We start from the raw sequence: 24,436 nt of genomic DNA, 5'->3' as shown, positions 1-24,436 counted from the left end.
AAAACCACCGAAGGGCAGCCCCGCTGTGACGATCCGTTCGTACAACCCCGCCGACCCCACGGACCTCGTCGCCGAGGCGCCCGCCCCCGGCGCCGACGCCGTCCGCGCCGCCGTGGCCCGCGCCCGGGCCGCGCAGCCCGGGTGGCTCGCCTCCGGGGCCGGCGCCCGCTCGGCCGCGCTCACCCGGATCGCCGACGCCGTCGAGGCGCACGCGGACGAGTTGGCCGCCCTGGTCGTCCGCGAGGTCGGCAAGCCGCTCGCCGAGGCGCGCGGCGAGGTGGCCCGGACGGCCGCGATCTGGCGCTACTACGCGCAGGCCCCGTTCGCGGCGTCCGGCGCGGTGCACGAGACCGCGGGCGGACCCGGGCTGCTGCTCACCCGCCGCCGCCCGTACGGGGTGGCCGGGCTGATCACGCCGTGGAACTTCCCGCTGGCGATCCCCACCTGGAAGGCCGCCCCGGCGCTGGCCGTCGGCAACGCGGTGGTGCTCAAGCCGTCCTCGGAGGCGATCGGCTGCGCGCTGCGGCTGGCCGAGCTGGTCGCCGCGGCCGGACTGCCGCAGGACGTGTTCACCGTGCTGCCGGGCGGCGGCGCGGAGGGCGGGGAGCTGGTCTCCAGCGCGGACGTGGTCTCCTTCACCGGCTCCACCGGGGTCGGCCGCCAGGTCGTGCGCACCGCCACCGAACGCGGCACCCCGGTCCAGGCCGAGCTGGGCGGCCTCAACGCCGCGATCGTCCTGCCGGACGCCGACATCGACCAGGCCGCCGCCCACCTGGCCGCCGCGATCGCCGGCTACGCCGGGCAGAAGTGCACCGCCACCAGCCGGGTCGTCGCCGTCGGCGAGGCGTACGAGCCGCTGCGGGCCGCGCTGGTCAAGGCCCTCGGGCAGGTCGACGACACGGCCTGCGGGCCGGTCATCAGCGCCGCCACCCGGGACGAGATCACCGCGGCGGTCGCCTCGGCCCGCGAGGCCGGCGCCGAGGTGCTCGCCGGCGGAGGCACGCCGGACCGGGCCGGCTGGTACCTCGACCCGACCCTGGTCGCCGGCGTACCGGACGACCACCCGCTGCGGCGCGAGGAGTTCTTCGGCCCGATCGCCGTGCTCCACGCCGCCGCCGACCTGGACGAGGCCGTCGCGCTCGCCAACGACACCCCGTACACCCTCTCCGCCTCGATCCACACCAGGGACCTCGACGCGGCGCTCGTCGCGGCCGACCGGCTGGACGCGGGCATGATCCGGGTCAACGCACCCTCCAGCGGCGTCGACTTCCACCTGCCGTTCGGCGGCGCCAAGGGCGCCAGCCACGGCGAGCGCGAGCAGGGCCCGGCCGCCCTGGACTTCTACACCCAGAGCCGCACCGTCACCCTGCTCCCGGCCGGAGGTGCCTGATGCAGGTCCGCACCGTGGACTACCACACCGCGGGCGAGCCGTTCCGGATCGTCCTCGACGGCACGCCGGTGATCCCCGGCGACACCGTCGCCGAGCGCCGGGCGATCGCGATCGGCGCCGGCGGCAGCGCCACCGCGCCCCGGCCGAGCGCGCTGGACCGGGTGCGGCAGCTGCTCACCCGCGAACCGCGCGGGCACGCCGGGATGTACGGCGGGTTCCTGGTGCCCCCGGACGACGACGAGGCGCACCTCGGCGTGCTCTTCTGGCACAAGGACGGCTACTCGACCGCCTGCGGTCACGGGACCATCGCGCTCGGCGCGTGGGCTGTGGACTCCGGGCTCGTCGCGGCCCCGGACGACGGCGTCGCCGGTGTGCGGATCGACGTCCCCTCCGGGCGGGTGACCGCACTGGTGCACCGGACCGCCGGCCGCACCACCGGCGTGACGTTCCGCAACGTGCCGGCCGTCGTCAGCGCGCTCAAGCTGCCGGTGGAGACCTCGCGCGGCACCGTCGAGGTCGCCGTCGCACACGCGGGCGCCTGCTACGCCTCGGTGCCCGCGGCGGCGCTCGGCCTGTCCGTCGAGCCCGGCCGGCTGGCCGAGCTGACGGCGGCGGGCCGGGAGATCCGTGCCGCACTGGAGGACTCGCCGGCCGTCCGGCACCCGCAGGACCCGCTGCTCTCCGGCGTCTACGGCGTCATCCTGTACGACGAGCTGCCCTCCGTCGACGGCGCGCCGAACCAGCGCAACGTCACCGTCTTCGCCGACGGCCAGATCGACCGCTCGCCCTGCGGCTCGGGCACCTCGGCCCGGCTGGCCGTACTCGCCGCGGAGGGGCTGATCGCGCCGGGCGAGGAGCTGCGGCACGAGTCGGTGGTCGGCACGGTCTTCACCGGCCGGGTGCTGCCCGGCGGCGACCCGCTCGCCGCAGGGGTGGTCACCGAGGTGACCGGCACCGCCCACCGCACCGGCGAGCACGGCTTCGTCCTGGACCGGGACGACACGCTGGGAACGGGGTTCCTGCTGTGACCGCAGCGGACTCGGCGACGGCGGAGGCGACCGTCGCGGACGCCGTGGCCGTGGGCGTCGTGACCGCCGGCACCGTGACCGCGGCTGCCGTCGCCGGCCCGCCCGTCGGCGCCCTCACACTGCCCGGCGCGGCCGCTGAGCCGCTCCAGCACGCCGCGCCGGGCGTCGCCGGACTGACCCCGGCGGAGGCCGCCGACGCGATCGAGCGGGTGCTGCGGGAGGGGCTGGACCCGGAGGCCGGACCGGCCCGCTCGGCGATGCCGGTGCCGGCCGGGGAACTGCTGCTGATGCCGGCCTGCTCGGCCGACCACGTCGGCGTGAAGATCGCCGGCGTGGCCCCGGCGAACCCGGCCGCCGGCCTGCCCCGGATCACGGGCAGCTACCTGCTGCTGGACGGGCCGACTCTGCAGCCGGTGGCGCTGCTCGACGGCGCCGCGCTCACCGCGCTGCGCACGCCCGCCGTCACCGCCGTCGCCATGCGCCGGCTGGCCGCGCCCGACGCCGCGCACCTGGTGCTGTTCGGGGCCGGTCCGCAGGCGTACGGGCACCTGGACGCACTGCTCGCCGTCCGGCCGCTGACCCGGGTCACCGTGGTGGCCCGGAGCGCCGCGCCCGCCGAGGCGCTCGCCGACTACGCCCGGGCCCGCGGGCTGGAGGCCGTGGCGGGCGGGCCGGACGCGGTGGCCGACGCCGATCTGGTGGTCTGCTGCACCACCGCCCGAACCCCGCTGTTCGACGGCGCGCTGGTGCCCGACCGCGCCGCCGTGGCGGCGGTCGGCTCGCACGAGCCGGATGCCCGGGAGGTGGACGCGGCGCTGGTCGGCCGGGCCGCGCTGTACGTCGAGGCGCGTGAGCCGGCGCTGCGGGAGGCCGGTGACCTGCTGATGGCCGGCGTGGGGGAGGGGCACGAGCTCTGGAACCTGGCCGAGCTGGTGCGCGGCGAGGCACCGGTGCCGACCGACCGGCCGCGCTTCTTCAAGAGCGTCGGCATGGCCTGGGAGGACCTCGCGGTGGCGGCCGAGACGCACCGGCGCGGGCTTGCCTGAGCCGGGCTTCCGGCTGGACCTCCGGCGTCGGGTGGCTCCCGGCGTCGGGCGGATCCCGGCGCGGGGCGCTGCGGTACCGGACGGATCCGGTGCCGCGGGCCTCGGGTGTCGGAAATCTCCCGGCCGCGGCTAGGTGGGCCGCGGCGGGGCGGTCGCGGCAGGTGGGCCGCGACGGGTCGGGTCCGGTGGTGGTGGGTACGCCACCGGGCCCGGCCGTTGGGAAAGGCGGCGGGGCGGCCGCGGCCCTGGTGTGGGCCTGGCCGCGGTCGTCCGGCCGTCGAGGCACGGGCCCGGGGCGCGAGGTGCGTGCGGGGCCGTAGCTGCGGCCGGCGTGGTGGGAAGGGATCCCCTGCCGTGCCGGCCGCTCCGGCGTTTCCGGGGGGCGGGGGCCGGCCCGGGGTGGCCCCCGGCGGTCGCGGGCGGTCAGGGGTGGCCGGCCCCCCCGGGAGGGCAGGCGGTCAGAGGTAGCCGGCGATGAGGCGGGCCAGGTGCTTGCCGGCCAGGTGCAGCGGTTCCTCGCTGCGGGTGATCTGCGCGGTGAGTTCCGCGCCCTCCAGCGTGTTGACCACGGTGACGGCCAGCTCGCGGGAGTCCTGCGCGCTCAGGCCGGAGGTCCGCAGCCGGTCCTCGACGATGGCGCGCCAGTGCGCGAACGCCTCGCCGACGGCCTGTTCGATGACGGGCGCGCGGCCCACCGTCTCCAGGGCGGTGCTGGTGATCGGGCAGCCGTCCTGCCAGTCGGAGGCGCGCAGTGCCTCGGCGAGGAGCCGGGTGCAGGCGGTGATCGCCTCGGCCGGGTCGTCCGCCGCACCGAGCCCCGCGTGGAGCAACCCGGCGAACTCCTGGTCGCCGTGGCGGATCGCCTCGGCGGCCAGCTCCTGCTTGCCGCCCGGGAAGAAGTGGTAGACGGAGCCGAGCGTGGCCTCCGCCTCGCGCGAGATCTGCTTGATCCCGGTGCCCTCGTACCCCTGGCGCTGCAGCAGCCGGGAGGTGGCCCGGACGATCCGCTCCCGGGTGCCGGTGGTCGTCGTCTTCACCCGCCGAGTCTAGAGCCTGCCGTCCGCGAACTGAATAGAGCGTTCGTTACAGAACCCGTGCTAGCGTGCTTCTGGATAGAGCGTTCGTTCTAGCGGAGGGGGATCCCCGTGTCTTCTGTCGTCATGCCCGCCAAGCAGCCCGTCACCGTGATCGGGCTCGGCCCGATGGGGCGCGCGATGGCCGGCGCCTACCTGGACGCCGGCCACGCCGTCACGGTCTGGAACCGCACCGCGGCCCGCGCCGCCGACCTGGTCGCCCGCGGTGCGGTGCTCGCCCCCGATGTCGCGGCCGCCGTCGCCGCCAACGAGCTGGTCGTGCTCAGCCTCACCGACTACGACGCGGTCTTCGCCGTCCTCGACGCCGCCGGGGCCGCGCTCGCCGGGAGGGTCGTCGTCAACCTGAGCTCGGACACCCCGGAGCGGGCCCGGGAGGCCGCCCGCCGGCTGGCCGGGCTGGGCGCCGTCCACCTCACCGGCGGGGTGCAGTCGCCGCCCTCGGGCATCGGCAGGCCGGAGTCGTCCACCTTCTACAGCGGTCCGGTCGAGGCGTTCCGGCGCCACCGGGAGACGCTGGAGGTGCTGACCGGCGCCGACTACCGCGGCGACGACCCGGGGCTGGCCCAGCTGTACTACCAGATCCAGATGGACCTCTTCTGGACGTCGCTGGTCGGCTACCTGCACGCCACCGCGGTGGCCGAGGCCAACGGCATCTCGGCGGAGGAGTTCCTGCCGTACGCCAGCTCCACGGCCGCCTCGATGCCGGGCTTCCTGGCGTTCTACGCGCCGCGGATCACCGCCGGCTTCCACGAGGGCGACGTCGACCGGGTCGCCATGGGGCTGGCCAGCGTCGAGCACGTCCGGGACACGGTGGAGGCCTCGGGGGTGGACGCCTCGCTGCCGGCGCTGCTGGCCGAGGCGTTCGGCCGCGCAGTGGTCGCCGGGTGCGGCGACTCCAGTGCGACCAGCCTGGTGGGGCTGTTCCGGACCGCCTAGAACCGGCCCTGGCGGGATCTCGGGAACGCGGGGGCTGCCGGCCGTTGCCACGGCCGACGGCCCCTGCGAGCATGGGCTCCCACGGGGCCCCCGCGACGGCTGACGGATCGTCCGGATCACGGAATGTTGCACACTCAACGTAACGTGACATTGTACGCTGGTGTCCTGCAAACCTCCGGAGGAACACCATGGCCGACCTGAAACCCCGCACCCTGATCTCCGTCCAGGAGCGGCTGCGCGACCAGGTCGCCCACGCGCTCCGCGCCGCCCTGATCTCCGGTGAGCTGCGGCCCGGCGTGGTCTACTCCGCTCCGGCCCTCGCCGCCGACTTCGGCGTCTCCGCCACCCCCGTCCGGGAGGCCATGCTCGACCTCGCCCGCGAGGGCCTGGTCGAGGCCGTCCGCAACAAGGGCTTCCGGGTCACCGAGCTGACCGAGCGCGACCTCGACGACTTCACCGAGATCCGCGCGCTGATCGAGGTCCCCACCGTCGGCCGGGTCGCCCGGACCGCCACGGCCGAGCAACTGGAGGCGCTGCGCCCGCAGGCCGAGGCGATCGTCGCGGCCGCCCGCAAGCACGACCTGATCGGTTACCTGGAGGCCGACCGCCAGTTCCACCTCGACCTGCTCGGTCTGGCCGGCAACGCCCGCCTGGTCGAGGTGGTCGGCGACCTGCGCAAGCGCTCCCGCCTGTACGGCCTGAACCGCCTGGACCAGCGTGGTGAGCTGGTCTCCTCCGCGGAGGAGCACCTGGAGCTGCTGGACCTCATGGTGCGCGGCGACGCCGAGGCCGCCGAGGCCTGCATGTCCCGCCACCTCGGTCACGTCCGCTCGCTCTGGGCCGCCGACCAGGAGGCCGAGGAGGAGCGCCCGTCGCTCCGCCTCCGCACCCGGTAGGCCTCCCGACCAGGCGTGATCCACCCGTCCGGGTGAAGGCCGAGGATCAGGCGTCCGGAGACGCCCGGGCCCTACGATGATGCTCTCGACACCGGCAGCAAGGAGGAATTCCATGTCCGCCGCAGCGGTGGAAGAGCCCATGGAGCAGCCGACGCTGCTCGAAGCCGCGGAGCTGATCTCCCACCAGTTCGCCGGGCACCGGGTCGAGATCGTCGGCAGCCAGATCACCGTGACGCCGCCGCCGAACGCTTCGCACGGCAAGTCGCTGAGTCGTCTCATGCGCGTACTGTTCGCCGCGGGCCTCGACGGGGACGAGGTGGAGGTTCTGCAGAACGTCGGCATCTGGCTGCCGGACGGGCCGTCGGACTACGCCGTGCCCGACCTGTCGATCGTGGACGCCGACATCGACGACCACCTGATCGAATACAACTGCTACGACCCCGCGGTCTTCCGCCTCGTGCTGGAGGTGACGTCCTCCAACCTCAGCGACGACCTGAAGAAGAAGCCGTTCGCCTACGCGTCCGCCGGCGTTCCGGTCTACGTGATCGTGGACCGGACGAACCGGCGTGTCATGGTGCTCACCGACCCGCAGGACGGCGAGTACCGCGTGCACGCCGTCCACCACCCGGGGCAGTCCTTCACGCTGCCCGAGTCGATCGGGGCGGCGGTGACGCTCTCGGTGGACGACGTGCTCGCGGCGAAGAAGTAGCTCACCTCGGGGGGCGCGGCTCAGGCCGGCGTCGGGACCGTCAGCCTTCCGTCGTGGACCTCGGCCACCTGGTCGACCGCCCTCAGGTGGGTGCGGTCGTGGGTGACCAGGACCGTCGCGGTCGCGCGCCGGTGGGTCAGCTCGGTGATGAGCTCCAGGACGGCGGCGCCGCGTTCGTGGTCGAGGGCGCTGGTGGGCTCGTCGACCAGGAGCACGGTGGGGTCGTTCATCAGGGCCCGGGCGATGTTGACCCGCTGGCGCTGACCGCCGGAGAGCTGGTGCGGCCGGCGGCCGGCCAGGTCGCGCAGGCCGACGGCGTCCAGCAGCTCCAGGGCGCGGGGGAGGGCGGCGCGCGGGGAGCGGCCGTCCAGGTGGGCCATCACCTGCAGCTGCTCGGCGGCGGTCAGCGAGGGCAGCAGGTTGGCCTGCTGGAAGACGATGCCGATCCGGTGCCGGCGCAGCGCGGTCAGTTCGGCGCGGCCGAGGCCGGCGGTGTCGACGCCGTCCACCACGACCCGGCCGGAGTCCGGGGCGATCAGCGTCGCGGCGACCGCCAGTAGGCTGGACTTGCCGGAGCCGGACGGGCCGACCACCGCGGTGATCGAGCCCTCGGGAACGCTCAGCGAGACCTCGTCCAGGGCGGTCAGCCGGCCGTCGCCGTCCGGGTAGGTGAGGGTGATGCGGTCGAGTTCCAGCGTCATCGGGCGCTCCCCAGGGCGGTCAGCGGGTCGACGGCGGTGATCCGCCGGATGGACAGGGCGGCGCCGACCGCGCCGAGCGCGATCATCACGGCGGCCGGGAGGAGGAGGGTCGGGGCGTCCAGGACGAACGGCACCGCGGAGCCGATCACGGCGCCGGCGCCGACCGCGATCGCGGTGCCGAGCGCGGTGCCCAGCACCAGCAGCAGTACGGCCTGGCCGAGGGCGTCCCGGAGCAGGTAGCGGGTGGAGGCGCCGAGCGCCTTGAGGACGGCGACGTCGCCGCTGCGCTGGATCGTCCAGACGGTGAAGAAGGCGCCGATGACGAGCGCCGAGATGGCGAAGAGGAAACCGCGCATCAGTTGCAGCGAGCCGTTCTCCGAGGTGTAGGAGCCGATCGCCGCGAGCGCGTCGTCACGCGTCCGGGTCTCGGTGCCCAGCCGGGTGTCGGCGGCGCCGAGGTCCGCGCCGGAGGCGCCGGTCAGTGCGATCACGGTGGCGTGCCCGGTGCCGCCCGGGGCGAAGCGCTGCCAGTCGGCGAGGGTGGTCCAGACGACCGGGGTGTGGCTGTACCAGGCGTCGTCCGCCACGGCCGCGACCTGGAGCGGGTGTCCGGCGAGGGTGAACGACGCACCGGGCTGCAGGCCGCCCAGGTGCTCGGCGGCGGTCGCCGAGAGCACCGCCCGGCCGGGGGCGACGGAAGCCCCCTTCGGGGCGAGCCCGGAGCCGTCCGGCACGCCGAACGCGGAGAGCGCGGCGGTGCGCTGCCCGGCGGCCGCCTTGGTGGTGGTGATCCCGAGCGGCTGCGCGGCCGACACCCCCGGGACCTGCGCCCACGCCTGCCACTGCTCGGGCGTGACCTGCGAGTCGGTGAACGAGAGCTGCTGGCCGTCGGCGGGCTTCGAGAAGACCAGGTGGTCGGCGGGGAGCCCGGTGATCGCCGAGATGTTCTGCCGGCCCAGCCCTGCCGTCAGGCCGGACAGCAGGCCGACCAGCACGGTGATCAGCACGATGACGGTCCCCATCAGGGCGAACCGCCCCTTGGCGAACCCCAGGTCCCTCCAGGCGACGAACACGCTGAGCCTCTCCCTCTCCGTTTCCGCTCCGTTGTCGGGCCTTCGCCCCGACGCTCACCACGGTCGCCGAACGAGGGCCCGCCGGGCATCGCCCGCGGGATTGGATCCCCGGCATCGAAGGGAAGAAGCGGAGTTCAACCTTTTGATTGATGCCCGCGGTGCCGCCTGGACCCTAGGCTGGAGGGATGGCGACCGAACGATCCCGTACCACCCCCGTCGCCCGCGTACTCCAGGTCTGCCTGCACCTGCTGGTGGCGGGCCTGCTCGCGCTCGCCGTCGCCCGGGCCGCCGTCGGCCGCGACGGCGACCCCGTCGCCGTGACCGCGGCCGCCACCGCGATGGCCGCCGTCTACGCCGCGGGCCCGCTGGTCGGCTCGGTGCGCCGGTCGCCCCGGGCGGCCGCGCTCTGGCTGGCGCTGCTCGGCGCCACCTGGGTGGGCGTGCTGATCGCCACCCCGGACGGCGTCTGGCTGGCCTTCCCGCTGTACTTCCTGGAGCTGCACCTGCTCGGCCGCCGAGGCGGCCTGGCCGCCGTGGCCCTGACCACGGTCGCGGCGATCGTCGCGTACTCCTGGCACCAGCACACCGTCAGCGTCGCCGCGGCCATCGGCCCGGCGCTCGGCGCGGCCGTCGCCACCGCCACCGTGCTCGGCTACCAGGCGCTCTACCGGGAGAGCGAGGAGCGGCGGCGACTCATCGACGAGCTGACCGCCGCCCGCGCCGACCTCGCCGCGGCGCACCACGCCGCCGGCGTCCTCGCCGAGCGCGAGCGCCTCGCGCGGGAGATCCACGACACCCTCGCGCAGAGCCTCTCCAGCATCCAGCTGCTGCTGCGGGCCGCCCAGCGGGCCCTGCCGGAGCGGACCGAGGCCGCCGCGGACTACGTCGAGCAGGCCCGGCAGGCCGCGCAGGACAACCTCGCCGAGGCCCGGCGGTTCGTCCGTGCGCTCACGCCGCCCGACCTGGAGAGCGACTCGCTGCCGGTGGCGCTGGAACGGCTCTGCGCCACGACCACCGCGCACAGCGGTCTGCCGGTGCGGCTGCACGTCTCCGGTGACCCGGTCGGGCTGCCGGTGCCGCAGGAGGTGGCGCTGCTGCGGATCGCGCAGTCGGCGCTCGGCAACGCCGTCCGGCACGCCGAGGCCTCGCACGCCGAGGTCACGCTCAGCTACATGGAGGGTGAGGTGGCGCTGGACGTGTTCGACGACGGGAAGGGGTTCGATCCGGCGGCGGTGGCCGCGGCAGCCGGGGCGGCGGGCGGCGACGGCGGCTTCGGGCTGCCGTCGATGCGGGCCAGGGCCCGGGCGCTGGGCGGTACCTTCGCCGTGGAGTCCGCGCCCGGGGAGGGAACGGCGCTCGCCGTCCTGCTGCCCCTCGCCCAGGAGGGCGGGCAGCGCGCGGGGGACGGCCGGCGTCCGGGTGCGGCCGGTGTCGGGGGCCGAGGAACGTCCGTGAGCGAGGAAGTGCCCGTGAACGGGGATGCACGTGAGTGAGCGAGTGATCCGCCTGCTGCTGGCCGACGACCACCCGGTGGTCCGGGCCGGGCTGCGCGCCGTCCTGGAGAGCGAGCGGGACTTCGCCGTCGTCGCCGAGGCCGCGACCGCCGAGCGGGCGGTCGAGCTGGTGGCGGAGGCCGAGGTCGACGTCGTGCTGATGGACCTGCAGTTCGGGCCGGCCTCGGCGATGAACGGCGCGCAGGCCACCGCGGCCATCACCGCCCGGCCGGGGGCACCGCGGGTGCTGATCGTCACCACCTACGACACCGACGCGGACACCCTGCCCGCGCTGGAGGCCGGCGCCACCGGGTACCTGCTGAAGGACGCGCCGCCGGAGGAGCTGGCCCGCGCCGTCCGCTCGGCCGCGGCGGGGCGCACGGCGCTCGCGCCCACCGTGGCGGACCGGCTGCTGGAGCGGATGCGCACGCCGGCGGCGGCGCTGAGCGCGCGCGAGACCGAGGTGTTGGGGCTGGTGGCGGACGGGCTCACCAACCAGCAGATCAGCCAGCGGCTGCACCTCAGCCAGGCCACGGTGAAGTCCCACCTGGTGCACGTCTACGCCAAGTTGGGGGTGGACTCGCGCACGGCGGCGGTCCGGGAGGCCCGCGGCCGGGGGCTGATCCGCCGCGGGGGCTGACGGCCGTCCCCGCCGGTCTCCGGCGGTCCCGGCAGTCCGGACGGTCCCCGCGGTCCCCGCCGGTCCCGCACGTCGCCGTGCGGGCCGGCCGTGGGGCCGACGGAGGGTCACGTCGCCCGGGGAGCGCCCCGGTTCGGGCGGGATGCGCACGGACACAGCTCGGTAACGGGTCGCGTCACCTCTTGTGCAGTGCAATTTCACATTACTATGTTACGGGTCACACCGCGGAGCGCCCGACCCCCTGAGGTCGCCTCCCGGTGGGGCCCCGGACCTGCCCCGGGGCGGGACCTCGGCCCTCACTTCGGGCCCCCCACTGCGGAGTTGCACATGACCAGGCGCACCCAGGCCGCCCTCGCGGCGGCCATCGCAGCGACACTCACCCTCGGCCTCGGGGCCTGCGCGAAGGACAAGGACAAGGACGACAGCGCCGACAGCAGCGCGGCGACGTCCACCAGGGGCCCGGGCGCCGACACCGGCACGATCATCGGCGGCACCCCGGTCAAGGGCGGCACTCTGACCGTGCTGACCAACCAGGACTTCGCCCACCTCGACCCCGCCCGCAACTGGGTCGTGCCGCACATGGACTTCGGCACCCGGCTGCTCTACCGCACCCTGACCACCTTCAAGGCCGAGCCGGGCCCGGCGGGCAGCGAGATCGTCCCGGACCTCGCGACCGACCTCGGCAAGTCCTCCGAGGGCGGCAAGGTGTGGACCTTCACCCTCAAGGACGGGCTGAAGTACGAGGACGGCACGCCGATCAAGGCCGCCGACGTCAAGTACAACGTCGAGCGCTCCTTCTCGCCGGACCTCACCGGCGGCCCCGACTACGCGGTCCAGTACCTGGCCGGCGGCGAGAACTACAAGGGGCCGCTGGGCGGCGAGCACCTGGCCTCCATCGAGACCCCGGACGACAGGACCATCGTCTTCCACCTGAAGCGCCCGGTCGCCGAGTTCTCCTACACCGTCACGCTGCCGACCTTCTCGCCGGTGCCGCAGTCCCGCGAGAAGGGCACCCAGTACGACTCCCAGGTCTTCTCCTCGGGCCCGTACAAGATCGAGACCTACGACCGCGGCAAGCAGCTGGTGCTGGTCCGGAACACCAACTGGGACGCCGCGACCGACCCGGTCCGCAAGGCCTACCCGGACAAGATCGTGGTGACCCAGGGCCTCAAGGGCGGCCAGGCCGACGACCGGATCATCGCCAGCAGCGGTGTCGACGCCTCGGCCATCGAGATGCCCTGGATGCAGCACGAGTCCGTCTCCAAGGTGCTGCCCAAGCCGGACGTCAAGGCCCGGATGGCGGCCGAGCGGACCGGCTGTACCGACATGCTGTACCTGAACACCGCCAAGGCCCCCTTCGACGACCCGAAGGTGCGCGAGGCGATGATGTGGGCCGTCGACCGCGAGGCCCAGGTCACCGCCTTCGGCGGGCCGGCGATGGCCGACGTGGCCACCTCCTTCCTGCCGCCGTCGCTGACCGGCGGCGCCAAGGCCGACCCGCTGAAGATCCCCGCCACCGGTGACCCCGCGAAGGCCAAGGAGCTGCTCAAGGCGGCCGGGAAGTCCGACCTCAAGGTCTCGCTCACCGTCTCGCTCGGTGACAAGACCCGCGCCGAGGCGATCCAGCAGTCGCTGGCCAAGTCCGGCGTCCAGGTCACGGTCAACACCGTCGACGCCTCCGCCTTCGCGGACACCGTCGGCGACACCAAGAACGCCCCCGACCTGGTCATCAACGGCTGGTGCCCGGACTACCCGTCCGGCGCCACCTTCCTCCCGTTCCTCTTCGACGGGCGGACCATCAAGGAGAAGGGCAACCAGGGCAACTACAGCCAGTTCCGCGACCAGGCGACCATGGACCGGATGGACCAGATCGCCGCCATGACGGACATCAACGAGGCGAACAAGGCCTGGCAGCAGCTGGACGAGGACCTGCTCAAGAAGGCCCCGGCCGTCCCGCTGATGTGGCAGCGCCGCCCGCTGCTGACCGGCACCAACGTGGCCGGCGCGTTCGGCAACTCCGGTTACGCCGGCATGATCGACATGGCCGTGGTCGGCCTCAAGGACCCCGCGAAGAGCCAGGGCTGAGGAACCGTCCGTCATGAGTACAACGACTGAGCCCGCCGCCGTGGACGGCACGGCGGCGGGCCCCGCGAAGGCCGCCGGTCGCGGTCCCTGGCGGCTGGTCTGGGACCAGCTGTGGGCCAGGGGCTCCGCCCGGTTCGGCCTGATCACCGTCGCCGTGCTGGTCCTGGCGGCCGCCCTGGCCGGCCCGCTGAGCGCGCTCGGCGGCTGGTCCCCCGAGGAGTTCGACAAGCGGGCCATCGACCCGTACCTGGGCGGCCTGCCCCGGGGCGACTTCGGGGGCATCGGGGCCAGGCACTGGCTGGGCGTCGAACCCATCACCGGACGCGACCTGTTCGCGCGGGTGCTGCACGGCGGCCAGGTGTCGCTGCTGATCGCCTTCGCCGCCACCGCGGTGGTCGTCGTCGTCGGCACCCTGGCCGGCATCGCAGCCGGCTACTTCGGGGGCCGCGTCGACACCGTGCTGTCCCGGCTGATGGACCTCACGATGTCCTTCCCCTCGCTGATCTTCATGATCGCGATGATGTCGGTGGCCAAGGACGTCAACCGGATCCTGCTGATGACCTCCGTGATCGGGCTGTTCGGCTGGCCCGGCATCGCCCGCGTGGTACGCGGCCAGACCCTCTCGCTCAAGCACCGCGAGTACGTCGAGGCCGCGAAGGTGGGCGGCGCCCGCTCCTGGCGGATCCTCACCCGGGAAATCCTGCCCAACGTCTCCGGCCCGATCATCGCCTACACCACGCTGCTCATCCCCGGCATGATCGCGACCGAGGCGGCGCTCTCCTACCTCGGCGTCGGCGTCCGCCCGCCCACGGCCTCGTGGGGGCAGATGATCGCCGAGAGCATCGTCCACTACGAGGTCGACCCGACGTACTTCCTCATCCCGACGGTCTTCCTGTTCATCGCCGTGCTCGCCTTCACCCTGCTCGGGGACGCGCTGCGCGACATCCTCGACCCGCGGGGAGGCCGGTCGTGATCCTCTACCTCGGCCGCCGGCTGCTCGGGGTGCTGGGCATCCTGCTGGCCATCTGCGCCATCACCTTCACCATCTTCTACCTGCTGCCGAACGACCCGGCCGGGGCGGCCTGCGGCAAGACCTGCAGCCCCGAACGGCTCGCCGACGTCAAGGCCGCGATGGGCCTGGACAAGCCGGTCTGGGAGCAGTTCGGCACCTACCTGGCCGGCATCTTCGCCGGCCGCGACTACGGCTCCGGGCCCAGCGCCGCCCACTGCGGCTTCCCCTGCCTCGGCTTCTCCTACGAGTACTCGCTGCCGGTCTGGGACCTGCTCGTGGACCGCCTGCCGGTCTCCGTCTCCCTCGCCCTCGGCGCGGCCGTGCTCTGGCTGGTCCTCGGAATCGGCGCCGGCGTCGCCTCGGCGCTGCGCAAGGGCAGCCTCACCGACAAGGCGCTGATGGTGCTCTCCGTCGGCACCGCCTCGCTGCCGGTCTACTTCACCTCGATCATGCTGATCTGGGGCGTGGTGCGGACGCTGGGCTGGCTGCCCTACCCGGCGTACCACGAGTTCACCGACGACCCGTTCGGCTGGGCGTCCAACCTGCTGCTGCCCTGGATCGCGCTGGCCCTGCTGTACGCGGCCCAGTACGCCCGGCAGAGCCGCAACTCGATGATCGAGACGATGGCCGAGCCGTACGTCCGGACCGCCCGGGCCAAGGGCCTGCCCGGCCGCACCGTCACGGTCAAGCACGGGCTGCGCTCCGGCATGACGCCCATCCTCACCATCTTCGGCATCGACCTCGGCGGCCTGCTGGCGGGCGCGGTCATCACCGAGTCCATCTTCGGCCTGCCCGGCGTCGGCCGGCTCTTCTACGACGGGCTGCTCCGCTCCGACCAGCCCGTCATCCTCGGCGTCACCCTGCTCGCGGCCTTCTTCATCGTCGTGGCGAACCTGCTGGTCGACCTGCTCTACGCCGTGGTCGACCCGAGAGTGAGGTACTGATGGCTCTGCTGGAGGTCGACGACCTCAGGGTCGCGTTCGACACCCCGCGCGGTACCGTCCGGGCCGTCGACGGCATCTCCTTCACCGTCGAGGCCGGGCGGACCCTCGGCCTGGTCGGCGAGTCCGGCAGCGGCAAGTCCGTCACGTCGCTCGCCGTCATGGGTCTGCACCGCGGCGCGGCCGTCACCGGATCGATCCGGCTGGCCGGGCAGGAGCTCGTCGGGCTCGGCGAGCGCGAGCTCGGCACCGTCCGCGGCCGGCGGATCGCCATGATCTTCCAGGACCCGCTCTCCAGCCTGCACCCCTTCTACACCGTCGGGGAGCAGATCGCCGAGCACTACCGGGTGCACTTCAGGGCCTCCCGCAAGGCCGGGCGCGAGCGCGCGATCCAGATGCTCGGCGAGGTCGGCATCCCCGAACCCGCCCGCCGCGTCGACGAGTACCCGCACCAGTTCTCCGGCGGCATGCGCCAGCGCGTCATGATCGCCATGGCGCTCGCCTGCGAGCCTGACCTGCTGATCGCCGACGAGCCCACCACCGCCCTCGACGTCACCGTCCAGGCCCAGATCCTGGACCTGATCGCCCGCATCCAGCAGGAGCGCGGCCTCGGCGTCGTCATGATCACCCACGACCTCGGCGTGGTCGCCCGGGTCGCCCACGAGGTGCTGGTGATGTACGGCGGCCGGGCGGCCGAACAGGCTCCCGTCGAGCGGCTGTTCGGCGCCCCCGCGCACCCGTACACGCGCGGGCTGCTGGACTCGCTGCCCCGCCTCGACGACACCGACGACGCCCCGCTGCGCGCCATCCCGGGCAGCCCGCCGTCGTTGATCGCCCCCGCCCCCGGCTGCTCCTTCGCCCCGCGCTGCGCCCGCACCACCGCCGCCAGTGCCGAGGACCACGCCCGCTGCCTGTCCGAGCGCCCGGTGCTCGGCCCGCTCGCCCCCGGCCACCAGGCCGCCTGCCACCTGCCGCTGGTGCCGCAAGGAGCCCGTTCATGACCGCCCCCACGCCTCCGGCCGCCCGTCCGGCCCGGGCCGAACCCCTGCTGTCCGTCCGGGACCTGGTCAAGACCTTTCCCGGCAAGCGGGGCCGCGCCGGCCGGGCCGGCGCCGCGATCCGCGCGGTGGACGGGGTGAGCTTCGACGTCGGCAAGGGCGAGACGCTCGGCCTGGTCGGCGAGTCCGGCTGCGGCAAGTCCACCACCGGACGGATGATCGTCCGGCTGCTCGACCCCACCTCGGGCACCGTCACCTTCGACGGGACCGAGATCGGCGGCCTCTCGCAGGCCGAGCTGCGGCCGCACCGGCGGCACCTGCAGATGGTCTTCCAGGACCCGTACTCCTCGCTCAACCCCCGCCAGACGGTGGCCCGGATCATCTCCGAGCCGCTGCTGATCCAGGGGGCGAGCGCGGCCGACGCGCGCAAGCGGGCCGCCGAGCTGATGGAGCTCGTCGGGCTGATCCCCGAGCACATCGACCGCTACCCGCACGAGTTCTCCGGCGGCCAGGCGCAGCGCATCGGCATCGCCCGCTCGCTGGCCACCTCGCCCCGGCTGGTGATCGCCGACGAGCCGGTCTCCGCGCTGGACGTCTCCATCCAGGCCCAGGTGGTCAACCTGATGGAGCGCCTGCAACAGGAGCTGGGCCTGGCCTACGTGTTCATCGCGCACGACCTCTCGGTGGTCAAGCGGGTCTGCGACCGGGTCGCGGTGATGTACCTCGGCCGGATCGTCGAGATCGGCGCCAAGGAGGAGGTCTACGGCAACCCGGCCCACCCGTACACCCGGGCGCTGCTCTCCGCCGTGCCGCTGCCGGACCCGGCGGCCGAGCGGGCCCGCGAGCGGATCGTGCTGCTCGGCGACCCGCCGAGCCCGGCCAACCCGCCGTCCGGCTGCACCTTCCACCCGCGCTGCCCGAAGGCGCAGGAACTCTGCCGGACGGAGCGGCCGTTGCTGCGGATCACCGGGCCCGGGGCCCGGGAGGCGGCCTGCCACTTCCCCGAGGTCGCCGGGGACGTGACCTGACCCCGCACCACCGGCCGCCGTACCGCTCGCATCCCCCACGTCGGGCGGTACGGCTCCACATCGGGGGCCGCCCTGCGGCGGCTCCCGCTCCGACCCCCGGTCGGGCGCGGCGGGGAGCCTCTTGAGGGCCGCGCCCGACCGGGTTCCACGCGTTCGGCCCGGGTGCCGCGGAGCGCGTCCTCCCGTGGTCGCCCGGGCGGCGCTCCGCGGCCGCTCTTCGACCTCGCGCTCACGTGAAGTCCCACCGTGTCGAGGGGGACCGAGATCTCACCCGTGGCAGCCGCCTCCGCCCGTACGGAGCGCGGCGTCCGCCGTCACGGGGTGGGCTCCGCCGGAGCCCACGGGCGGCCGGCGTGACCCGTTCGTTCTTGCGCCGGTACGCCGCCGCGGCGTCGATCCTCGCCGCGGCGGCGCGCTGTGCGCGGCCGACGTCAACCTCTCCTTCACCGCCGGCGACGCGCCGAAGTGGGTCCACCTCACCGTCGCGGTGCTCGGCGCGGGCGGGACGGCCGAGCCTTCCCCACGCCGTTCGCCAGGTGCCCGGCGATCCGGCGCCGCTGTCCGCCGGCCGGGCCGACGCGGACAGGGCGGCCGGGGCCGCCGCCGGGCTCGACACCGTCCGGCTGATCGCCTTCGCGGTGACCTCGGCCCAGGCCGGCACATCGGCCGGCCCGGCGGCGACGTGCTGGGCCACTCGGCGCGGTCCACGGCCACCGGGAACGCCGCGATCACCCTGCTCGGGTCGGCGGCCGCGGTCCCCGCCGCCCGCCGTTGCGGATGAGCGCGGCAGGCCCCACGCGTGCGGCCGTCCCGGCCCGCGTTGCGGCGCGGGCCGGGACGGCCTGATCGGGGACGGGCCTCAGGAGGCCGGGCCGACGCGGACGGTGGTGATCCGCCCGCCCTGGGTCTCGCGGACCACCTCGATCTTCGTGTTGGTGTCGGGCACCTTCACGCCGAGCTGCGGGGTGGCCGGGTCGCTGTAGACGCCGGTGCGGTCGTTGAAGACCGGGACGGCCGGCTCGCTGCCGATCCGCACCGGGACGCCGCCCTTGTGCAGGGTGAAGGCGGTGGTGGGCTTCAGCGAGAAGACCGCGTCGAAGGTCTGCGCGCGGCCGTTGACCAGCGAGCCGTCGGCGAACCGGATCGGCGTCGGGTGCGCGTCGATCGGCAGGATCAGGCCGCCGCCCGGGTGGTCCTTGGTGTTGTTGTCGCCGTAGCCGGTGTCCCAGAGCCAGACGAGCACGCCCTCCTGGTACGGGTAGTTGTCGACGATGTCCTTCTTGCCGTCGACGCCCGTGTAGCCGAAGTTGTACGGGCCGGTCTTCAGGAAGGCGCCGTAGCCGGCGTACCGGCGGTTCTCCACCAGGTAGGCGCGCGGGTGCTGCTTGACCGCGTTGCGGCCGGTGACGACCGTGAAGCCCGTCGCGGTCCAGCCGTTGGCACCGTCCTCGGCACCGTCGGCGAACAGCTCGGTGCCGCCGGCGGCGATCCGGACGGCGTCGACCAGGACGCCCCGGCCGTGGGTGTTGCCGTCCGAGGTGACGTGGAAGCGCAGCCGGACCTGCTGCCCGGCGTAGCCGTCCAGCGGGATCGACAGCTGCCGGTAGGCGCCAGAAGTTCCGCTCAGCCCCGGCACGTTGGCGGTGGTGTTGCCGATCGGCGCGCCGTCGACGGTGCCGGGCAGCGCCTTCCAGCTCTTGCCCTCGTCGGTGGAGGCCTCGACGGTCAGGAAGTCGTAGTCCTGCTCGATGTCGTACCAGGCGGCGGCGGTCAGCGTCACCGGGCCGGTGACCGTGCGCAGGTCCACCGTGCGGGCCAGGGAGTTGTCCAGGTTGTCACCGGTGTCGCTCCACCAGTGCCGGCCGCCCTGGTAGGGGTCGGCGAGCTCGGTGGTGGTGGTGCCGTCGGGCAGGTGCACCAGCACGGCCTGGGCCTGGTCGGTGTTGTAGCCGCTGACGCCGAGGGCGTGGCTGGAGCGGGTGGCGGCCTGCGCCTCGTCGTAGTTGAGCCAGCCGAACTGCAGCTTGCTCCAGGCGTCGAGGTCACCGGGGTAGCCGCCGGTGGTGTTCCTGCCCTTGCCCAGGTACGAACCGGAGGACATCAGCGACCAGAAGTTGACGCTGTTGTCGCCGCCGGTGGTGCTGTAGAGGTCGGGCAGGCCGAGGTTGTGGCCGAACTCGTGGGCGAACAGGCCGACTCCGCTGTTCTCGCCCGCCTGCACGTAGTCGTAGACGTACAGGCCGGTGTCGCCGACCGGCGCGCCGCCGATCCGGTTGCCCTCCGGGCCGGTCGTGCCGGTCGGGTCCGGGAAGGTCCAGCTGCGGTGCGCCCACAGTGCGTCGGCGCCCTGCGCGCCGCCGCCCCAGGTCTCGTCGACGCCGGCGTGCACCACGACCACGTTGTCGAGGTAGCCGTCGGGCTGGTCGAAGTCGCCGTCCTTGTCGTGGTCGTAGCGGTCGTAGACGTCGTACTGGGCCAGCTCGGCCTTGACGTCGGCGGCCGTGCGGCCCTTGGCGATCTCGCCGTCGTACCAGGCCTTGACGGCGTCCCGGATGAACTCCTGGGCCTGCGTCCAGGCGCCGGAGCCCTGCGGGCCCTTGTTGCTGCCGTACCGCGCCTCGTTGTACGGCACGGTGACCCAGTCGCTGACGGTGCCGTCGAGGTCGTAGCGCCCGGAGGACTGGGTGCGGTAGTAGTTGCGCAGCGAGACCGCGCCGGGGGTGTCGTCGAAGAACATCTGCTGGTAGTAGCCGCGGTCGAAGTCGGGGCTCCACAGCGTGTGGTTGTCGCCCTTGCCGGGCTCGGGGATGGTGTCGTGCCGCGGGCCGGGCGTACCGCCGTAGCGGGGCTGGCCGTTGTACAGCGTGGTGTTGTCCACCTCGTCGCCGAACTGGGCGAGGATGACGAAGACCTTGTCCTTGCGCTGCTGCGCGAGCTGGACGTAGTCGTTGCCGATCTTCACCTTGCCGGGCGCCCGCTTGTCGGCGGTCTTGGCCACGGCGCCCTTGTTGAGCTGTTCGAGGGCCTTGGCGCGGAGCGACTGGCGCTCGCGCTCCTGCGGGGCGAGCGGGCCGGGCGGGGCTTCGGCGCCGCCCTCCTCGGCCGCCTGGGCGGCGATGCTCGACACGGTGACGGGGGACGGGGGAGCGGCCTGGGCGGGGGTGCCGAGGAGGGTGGCCGCTATCGCGCTCGTGGTGAGCGCGGCCGCGAGTGCCGCGGACAGTCTGCGCAACTGACCGGTCCTTTCCGGACGGTGGGTGGTGGTGCGGAGGGACGACCGACGGTCGGGGGAAGCGCAGGTAATATTTCACATGTCATGGTTCACGCGGAAGGGCCGTGCAGCGGGCGCTGCGGCGGTTCGTCAGGGGCCCCCCGGGGCTGATGACGCCCCTCCGGCAGCCGAAGGGGCGCCGCACGGTCCGTGCGGCGCCCCCGGGTTGGCGGTCGGTCAGCCCGCGGTGTACTCGACGGCCACGCTGACCAGGGCCACGGCGCCGAACACCAGCGCCAGGGTGGAGCGGCCCGCGGCGTGCAGGGCCAGTGCACCGATCGCGAAGACCGCCAGCTTGACCACGATCTCCGCGGCCAGCGGCAGCCGGACGGTCGGCCCGCCCGCGGCCAGGAACAGCCCCCAGGTGAGGGCCGCCGCGGCCGGCGCGCCGATGCCGAGCAGCACCCGGATGAGCGGCCCGGATCCGGTCCTGAAACCCCAGTAGCAGAGCGCCGCGAGCAACCCCAGCTCCAGGGCGAAGGCGACCCCGCCGTTGACGGCGGTCAGCGGTGTCCACTGGCGCTCGGCGACCGGCCCGGGTCTGGCGATCTTCATCCTCGAGTCCTCCCCGTCGGGTCGCCGCCCGGGCGGGCGGCGATCACGGCGGGAGTGTCGCAGCCGCCGGCCGCGAACTCAACGGTTCACCCCAGGGCGGCCCGCAGGAAGGCGAGTTCGGCCGTGGCGACCTGCTCCTGGACGCCCCCCGGCGTCATGTGGGTGACGCCGGGCAGCGGCAGCACGCTGTGCGGCCGGCCGGCCCGGGTGAGCGCCTGCGAGAGCAGCAGGGTGTGCGAGGGGTGCACGTTGTCGTCGGCCAGGCCGTGGACCAGCAGCAGCGGGCGGGTCAGGCCGGGTGCGTCGTCCACCAGGCAGTCCGCCGCGTAGCCCTCGGGGTTCTCCTGGGGCAGGCCGAGGTAGCGCTCGGTGTACGCGGTGTCGTAGTGGCGGAAGTCGGTGGGCGGCGCGCCCGCGCAGGCGGCGTGGAAGACGTCCGGGCGGCGCAGCACGGCCAGGGCGGCGAAGTAGCCGCCGTACGACCAACCGCGGACGCCGACCCGTCCGAGGTCGAGGTCGGGGTGGTCCGTGGCGAGCGCGTGCAGCGCGGCCACCTGGTCGTCCAGCGCGACCTGGGAGAACCGCCGGAAGATCGCCCGGGTGAACTCGGGGGAGACGAACGGCGTGCCCCGATTGTCGGTGGTGACCACGGCGAAGCCCTGGTCGGCCCACCACTGGCGGAGCTGCCAGCGGCGCGGCTCGGCGGCCACCGCCTGGTAGCCGGGCCCGCCGTAGACGTCCAGCAGCACCGGCAGCCGGCGGCCGGCCACGTGGTCGCGCGGGTACACCACGGCGGTGGGCAGGGCGAGTTCGGTGACGCGGGCGAACTGCGGCCGTACCGCGAACGGCAGTTCGGCCGAGAGGTCGGTCAGCTCGGCCTCGCCGTGCGGGCCGGTGAGCCGGCGCCGCACGCCGTCCGGGCCGGCGCAGGTGAGCAGCAGCGTCCCGCCGGCGGCGAGTGCGCTGTGGAAGCCGGGCCCGGGGCTCAGCCGCTCGGGTGCGCCGCCGTCCGGGTCGACCAGGTGGACGTGCTGGTCGACCGGGTCGCCCTCGCCGGTCTCGCAGAGCAGCCGGCCGTCCAGCCGGCCCACGACCCGACGGATCTGCAGGCCGGCGGTGTCCAGCGGCTTCCCGTCGAGGGCCAGGCCGCGCGCGTCCGGGGTGTCGTGGACGGTGAGCAGCCGGCCGTCGGCCAGCCGGGCGGGCGTGCCGGGCAGGTCGTCCACCCAGAAGTCGTCGGTCGTGCGGGAGAGTTCGGTGGTCGCGCCGGTGGCCGGGTCGGCCGAGAGCAGCAGGACGCGCTGCTGCAGCCGGTCGGCGACGGTGAGCAGCAACTCGTCCGGGCCGGACCACTCGGCGGCGCAGACGTACGGGAACTCGCCGTCGTCCCAGCGCAGTCGGACCTTGCCGCCGTCCAGGCCGAGCACCCAGAGCTGGACGTCGGCGTTGGGCCCGCCGGCCAGCGGGTACGCGAAGGACTCGGGCTCCTCGCCGGGGTGGGCGGGGTCGGCGAAGTGGCGCAGGGGGAGTGCGGACTCGTCCACCCGGGCGGCCAGCAGCGCGCCGCCGTCCGGCCGCCACCAGTGCCCGCGGGAGCGGCCGAGCTCCTCGGCGGCGGCGAACTCGGCCACGCCCCAGCGGGCGCCGTCGGCGGGGCTGAGTGGCGTCCGGTCCGGGGTGACGTACAGGGCGTCGTCGGCGACGTAGGCGACCCGGTCGCCGGCCGGCGCCGGGCGGGGGTCGAAGGCGGGCCCGGCGACCGGGAGTTCGGTGCAGCCGCCGGTGGCGGTGTCGGCGCGGAAGAGCCGGCCGTCGAGGGCGAACACGGCGACCGCGAGGTCGCCGGTGGCCGCGAAGGAGCCGATGCCGGCGGCGGTGAGCCGGATCCGCTCGCGCAGTCGGCGCTCGACGGCGGGCAGCGCCGCCGGGTCGCCGGTGCGGCCGGGGACGAGCGCGGCCGGATCGGCGACCAGGCGCTCCTCGCCGGTGGCCGCGTCGACCAGGAGGAGGCGGTCGACCGGGTCCTCCGCGCCGGTGGAGCGGAGCAGCAGCAGCCGGGTACCGTCCTCGCCGAGGGTGATCGCGCGCGGGGCTCCGAAGCCGAAGCGGCCCGTACGGGCGCTGAGGGACAGGAAGGGGTCGGTGATGGTCACGGCCCGATGTTCCCGGTGAGACCATGGCCCGACCAGTAGTGGGACATGTGAAATGTCACACATCACCTTGAGGATTGACCCCGGAGGCAGCAGTGACCGAAGCCCCGCACCCCGCCGTCGAACCCCCGGTGCGCCCCGCCGCCGGACTCCCGGTGCACCCCGCCGTCGGACCCACGGTGAACGCCCCCCTCGAACCGCTCGCGGACGCCACGGCGGAACCGCCGGCGCCGCTGCCCGGGACGGCGGAACTGTTCACCCTGGACCGGGAGTCGGTTCACCTCAACCACGGCTCCTACGGCGCGGTGCCGCTGCCCGTCCAGCTGCTGCAGGAGCGGCTCCGGGCCGAACAGGAGCGCGACCCGGACGGGTTCTTCGCCGACCTTCCGGCCCGGGTCGGCGCCGCCCGGACGGCACTCGCGGCCGAGCTGGGCACCGACCCGGCCCTGCTCGCCCTGGTCGCCAACGTCACCGAGGCGGTCGCGGTCGCCCTGGACAGCGTCCCGCTCGCCTCCGGGGACCGGATCCTGGTCACCGACCACGGCTACGGCGCCGTCACCGAGGCCGTGCGCCGCCGTGCCGCGGAGGCCGGCGCGGAGGTGGACACCGTCCGACTGCCGCTCGGCCTGCCGGACGAGGCCGCCGTGACCGAGGCCGTCCTGGCCGCGGTCGGCGGCCGCACGGTGCTCGCCGTGCTCGACCAGATCACCTCTCCCACCGCCCGCCGGATCGCCGGCCCGGTCCTGCTCACGGCCCTGCGCGAGCGCGGCGTGACCACCGTGGTGGACGGCGCCCACGCCCCGGGCATGCTGGCCGAGCCGGTCGAGCCGGCCGCCGACTTCTGGTTTGGCAACCTGCACAAGTGGGCCTTCGCCCCGCGCGCCACCGGGGTGCTCGCCGTCCGACCGGAGTGGGCCGCCCGGGTCCGCCCGCTGGCGCTCTCCTGGGAGCACCACCGCGGCTACCCGGCCTGCGTCGAGTGGCGCGGCACCTGCGACTACACGCCGTGGCTGGCGGCCCCGGCGGGCTTCGAGGTGCTGCGGTCGTTCGGCGCCGACCGGGTGCGGCGGCACAACGAGCGGCTCGCCGGGTACGGGCAGGCGCTGCTCGCCGAGCGGCTCGGCCTGGAGCCGCTGCCGGCCACGCCGGGCGTCTCGATGCGGGCCCTGCGGCTGCCCCGCGGGTGGGGCGAGGAGGAGGTGGCGGCCCCGGCCCTGATGGCGGACGTGTGGCGGCGGCACGCCGTCCGGACGGTGGTGCGGCCCTGGCCGGGTGGCGGGGTGCTGCGGGTCAGCGGGCAGCTCTACAACCGGCCGCGGGACTACGAGCGGCTTGCGACGGGGCTCGCGGAGCTGCTGAAGGAGCGCTGACGGCGCGCCGCACGCTCCGC

Annotated in this window: 20 protein-coding genes; 14 read left to right on the top strand and 6 right to left on the bottom strand. The window is 74.5% G+C overall.

Features of this window, described 5'->3' with window-relative positions; genetic code table 11:
* Positions 1 to 25 precede the first annotated feature (25 nt).
* From MCM47_RS00355 to MCM47_RS00345, 3 genes are all read left to right on the top strand, one after another.
* Positions 26 to 1,390 (top strand): aldehyde dehydrogenase, encoded by a 1,365-nt coding sequence (locus MCM47_RS00355; RefSeq protein ID WP_238739901.1) that lies wholly within the window; start codon positions 26 to 28, stop codon positions 1,388 to 1,390.
* Positions 1,390 to 2,418 (top strand): proline racemase family protein, encoded by a 1,029-nt coding sequence (locus MCM47_RS00350; protein ID WP_238739900.1) that lies wholly within the window; start codon positions 1,390 to 1,392, stop codon positions 2,416 to 2,418. The genes MCM47_RS00355 and MCM47_RS00350 overlap by 1 nt, the downstream gene beginning before the upstream one ends.
* A 173-nt stretch (positions 2,419 to 2,591) precedes the next feature.
* Positions 2,592 to 3,464, top strand: coding sequence for an ornithine cyclodeaminase family protein (locus MCM47_RS00345; protein ID WP_238741405.1), 873 nt, complete (start codon positions 2,592 to 2,594; stop codon positions 3,462 to 3,464).
* 458 nt (positions 3,465 to 3,922) lie between these two features.
* Here MCM47_RS00345 and MCM47_RS00340 read toward each other — a convergent pair whose 3' ends face one another.
* Entirely contained in the window at positions 3,923 to 4,501 is a 579-nt protein-coding gene (locus MCM47_RS00340) for a TetR/AcrR family transcriptional regulator (RefSeq protein ID WP_238739899.1), read from the bottom strand.
* A 123-nt stretch (positions 4,502 to 4,624) separates the two neighbouring features.
* Between MCM47_RS00340 and MCM47_RS00335 the strand changes: the two genes are divergently transcribed.
* From MCM47_RS00335 to MCM47_RS00325, 3 genes are all read left to right on the top strand, one after another.
* Positions 4,625 to 5,494: an NAD(P)-dependent oxidoreductase gene (locus tag MCM47_RS00335; protein WP_238741403.1), complete on the top strand. Its 870-nt coding sequence runs from the start codon at positions 4,625 to 4,627 to the stop codon at positions 5,492 to 5,494.
* A gap of 188 nt (positions 5,495 to 5,682) precedes the next feature.
* The gene (locus tag MCM47_RS00330; protein WP_238739898.1) at positions 5,683 to 6,390 is read left to right on the top strand and encodes a GntR family transcriptional regulator; all 708 of its coding nucleotides are present in this window, start codon (positions 5,683 to 5,685) and stop codon (positions 6,388 to 6,390) included.
* Between the two features lie 112 nt (positions 6,391 to 6,502).
* On the top strand, positions 6,503 to 7,099 hold the full coding sequence (locus MCM47_RS00325; RefSeq protein WP_238739897.1) for a Uma2 family endonuclease: 597 nt from the start codon (positions 6,503 to 6,505) through the stop codon (positions 7,097 to 7,099).
* 20 nt (positions 7,100 to 7,119) lie between these two features.
* Here the strand turns inward: MCM47_RS00325 and MCM47_RS00320 are convergent, their stop codons facing one another.
* Complete coding sequence (locus MCM47_RS00320; RefSeq protein WP_238739896.1) at positions 7,120 to 7,800, bottom strand: ABC transporter ATP-binding protein; 681 nt, start codon at positions 7,798 to 7,800, stop codon at positions 7,120 to 7,122.
* Positions 7,797 to 8,873: an ABC transporter permease gene (locus MCM47_RS00315; RefSeq protein WP_238739895.1), complete on the bottom strand. Its 1,077-nt coding sequence runs from the start codon at positions 8,871 to 8,873 to the stop codon at positions 7,797 to 7,799. Before MCM47_RS00315 ends, MCM47_RS00320 begins: the two co-directional genes overlap by 4 nt.
* 185 nt (positions 8,874 to 9,058) lie before the next feature.
* Between MCM47_RS00315 and MCM47_RS00310 the strand changes: the two genes are divergently transcribed.
* From MCM47_RS00310 to MCM47_RS00280, 7 genes are all read left to right on the top strand, one after another.
* Positions 9,059 to 10,366 (top strand): sensor histidine kinase, encoded by a 1,308-nt coding sequence (locus MCM47_RS00310; RefSeq protein ID WP_238739894.1) that lies wholly within the window; start codon positions 9,059 to 9,061, stop codon positions 10,364 to 10,366.
* Positions 10,359 to 11,006, top strand: coding sequence for a response regulator transcription factor (locus tag MCM47_RS00305; protein WP_308222262.1), 648 nt, complete (start codon positions 10,359 to 10,361; stop codon positions 11,004 to 11,006). Before MCM47_RS00310 ends, MCM47_RS00305 begins: the two co-directional genes overlap by 8 nt.
* A gap of 327 nt (positions 11,007 to 11,333) precedes the next feature.
* On the top strand, positions 11,334 to 13,091 hold the full coding sequence (locus tag MCM47_RS00300; protein WP_238739893.1) for an ABC transporter substrate-binding protein: 1,758 nt from the start codon (positions 11,334 to 11,336) through the stop codon (positions 13,089 to 13,091).
* Between the two features lie 13 nt (positions 13,092 to 13,104).
* Positions 13,105 to 14,064 (top strand): ABC transporter permease, encoded by a 960-nt coding sequence (locus tag MCM47_RS00295; protein WP_238739892.1) that lies wholly within the window; start codon positions 13,105 to 13,107, stop codon positions 14,062 to 14,064.
* Positions 14,061 to 15,047, top strand: coding sequence for an ABC transporter permease (locus tag MCM47_RS00290; RefSeq protein WP_238739891.1), 987 nt, complete (start codon positions 14,061 to 14,063; stop codon positions 15,045 to 15,047). The genes MCM47_RS00295 and MCM47_RS00290 overlap by 4 nt, the downstream gene beginning before the upstream one ends.
* Entirely contained in the window at positions 15,047 to 16,045 is a 999-nt protein-coding gene (locus MCM47_RS00285; protein WP_238739890.1) for an ABC transporter ATP-binding protein, read from the top strand. The genes MCM47_RS00290 and MCM47_RS00285 overlap by 1 nt, the downstream gene beginning before the upstream one ends.
* Positions 16,042 to 17,070, top strand: coding sequence for an ABC transporter ATP-binding protein (locus MCM47_RS00280; RefSeq protein WP_238739889.1), 1,029 nt, complete (start codon positions 16,042 to 16,044; stop codon positions 17,068 to 17,070). Before MCM47_RS00285 ends, MCM47_RS00280 begins: the two co-directional genes overlap by 4 nt.
* A gap of 859 nt (positions 17,071 to 17,929) precedes the next feature.
* Here MCM47_RS00280 and MCM47_RS00275 read toward each other — a convergent pair.
* The 3 genes from MCM47_RS00275 to MCM47_RS00265 form a co-directional block, all read right to left on the bottom strand.
* The gene (locus MCM47_RS00275) at positions 17,930 to 20,302 is read right to left on the bottom strand and encodes an immune inhibitor A domain-containing protein (RefSeq protein WP_238739888.1); all 2,373 of its coding nucleotides are present in this window, start codon (positions 20,300 to 20,302) and stop codon (positions 17,930 to 17,932) included.
* Between the two features lie 216 nt (positions 20,303 to 20,518).
* The gene (locus MCM47_RS00270) at positions 20,519 to 20,896 is read right to left on the bottom strand and encodes a YrdB family protein (RefSeq protein ID WP_238739887.1); all 378 of its coding nucleotides are present in this window, start codon (positions 20,894 to 20,896) and stop codon (positions 20,519 to 20,521) included.
* Between the two features lie 86 nt (positions 20,897 to 20,982).
* The gene (locus tag MCM47_RS00265; protein ID WP_238739886.1) at positions 20,983 to 23,049 is read right to left on the bottom strand and encodes a prolyl oligopeptidase family serine peptidase; all 2,067 of its coding nucleotides are present in this window, start codon (positions 23,047 to 23,049) and stop codon (positions 20,983 to 20,985) included.
* Positions 23,050 to 23,141: 92 nt separating this feature from the next.
* Between MCM47_RS00265 and MCM47_RS00260 the strand changes: the two genes are divergently transcribed.
* Positions 23,142 to 24,416: an aminotransferase class V-fold PLP-dependent enzyme gene (locus MCM47_RS00260; protein WP_238739885.1), complete on the top strand. Its 1,275-nt coding sequence runs from the start codon at positions 23,142 to 23,144 to the stop codon at positions 24,414 to 24,416.
* Positions 24,417 to 24,436 lie beyond the last annotated feature (20 nt).

It is taken from the genome of Kitasatospora sp. A2-31 (assembly GCF_022288725.1).
Lineage (GTDB): Bacteria > Actinomycetota > Actinomycetes > Streptomycetales > Streptomycetaceae > Kitasatospora.
Note: the sequence above shows the minus strand (reverse complement) of the source record. Positions and strands in the feature narration are given on the sequence as shown.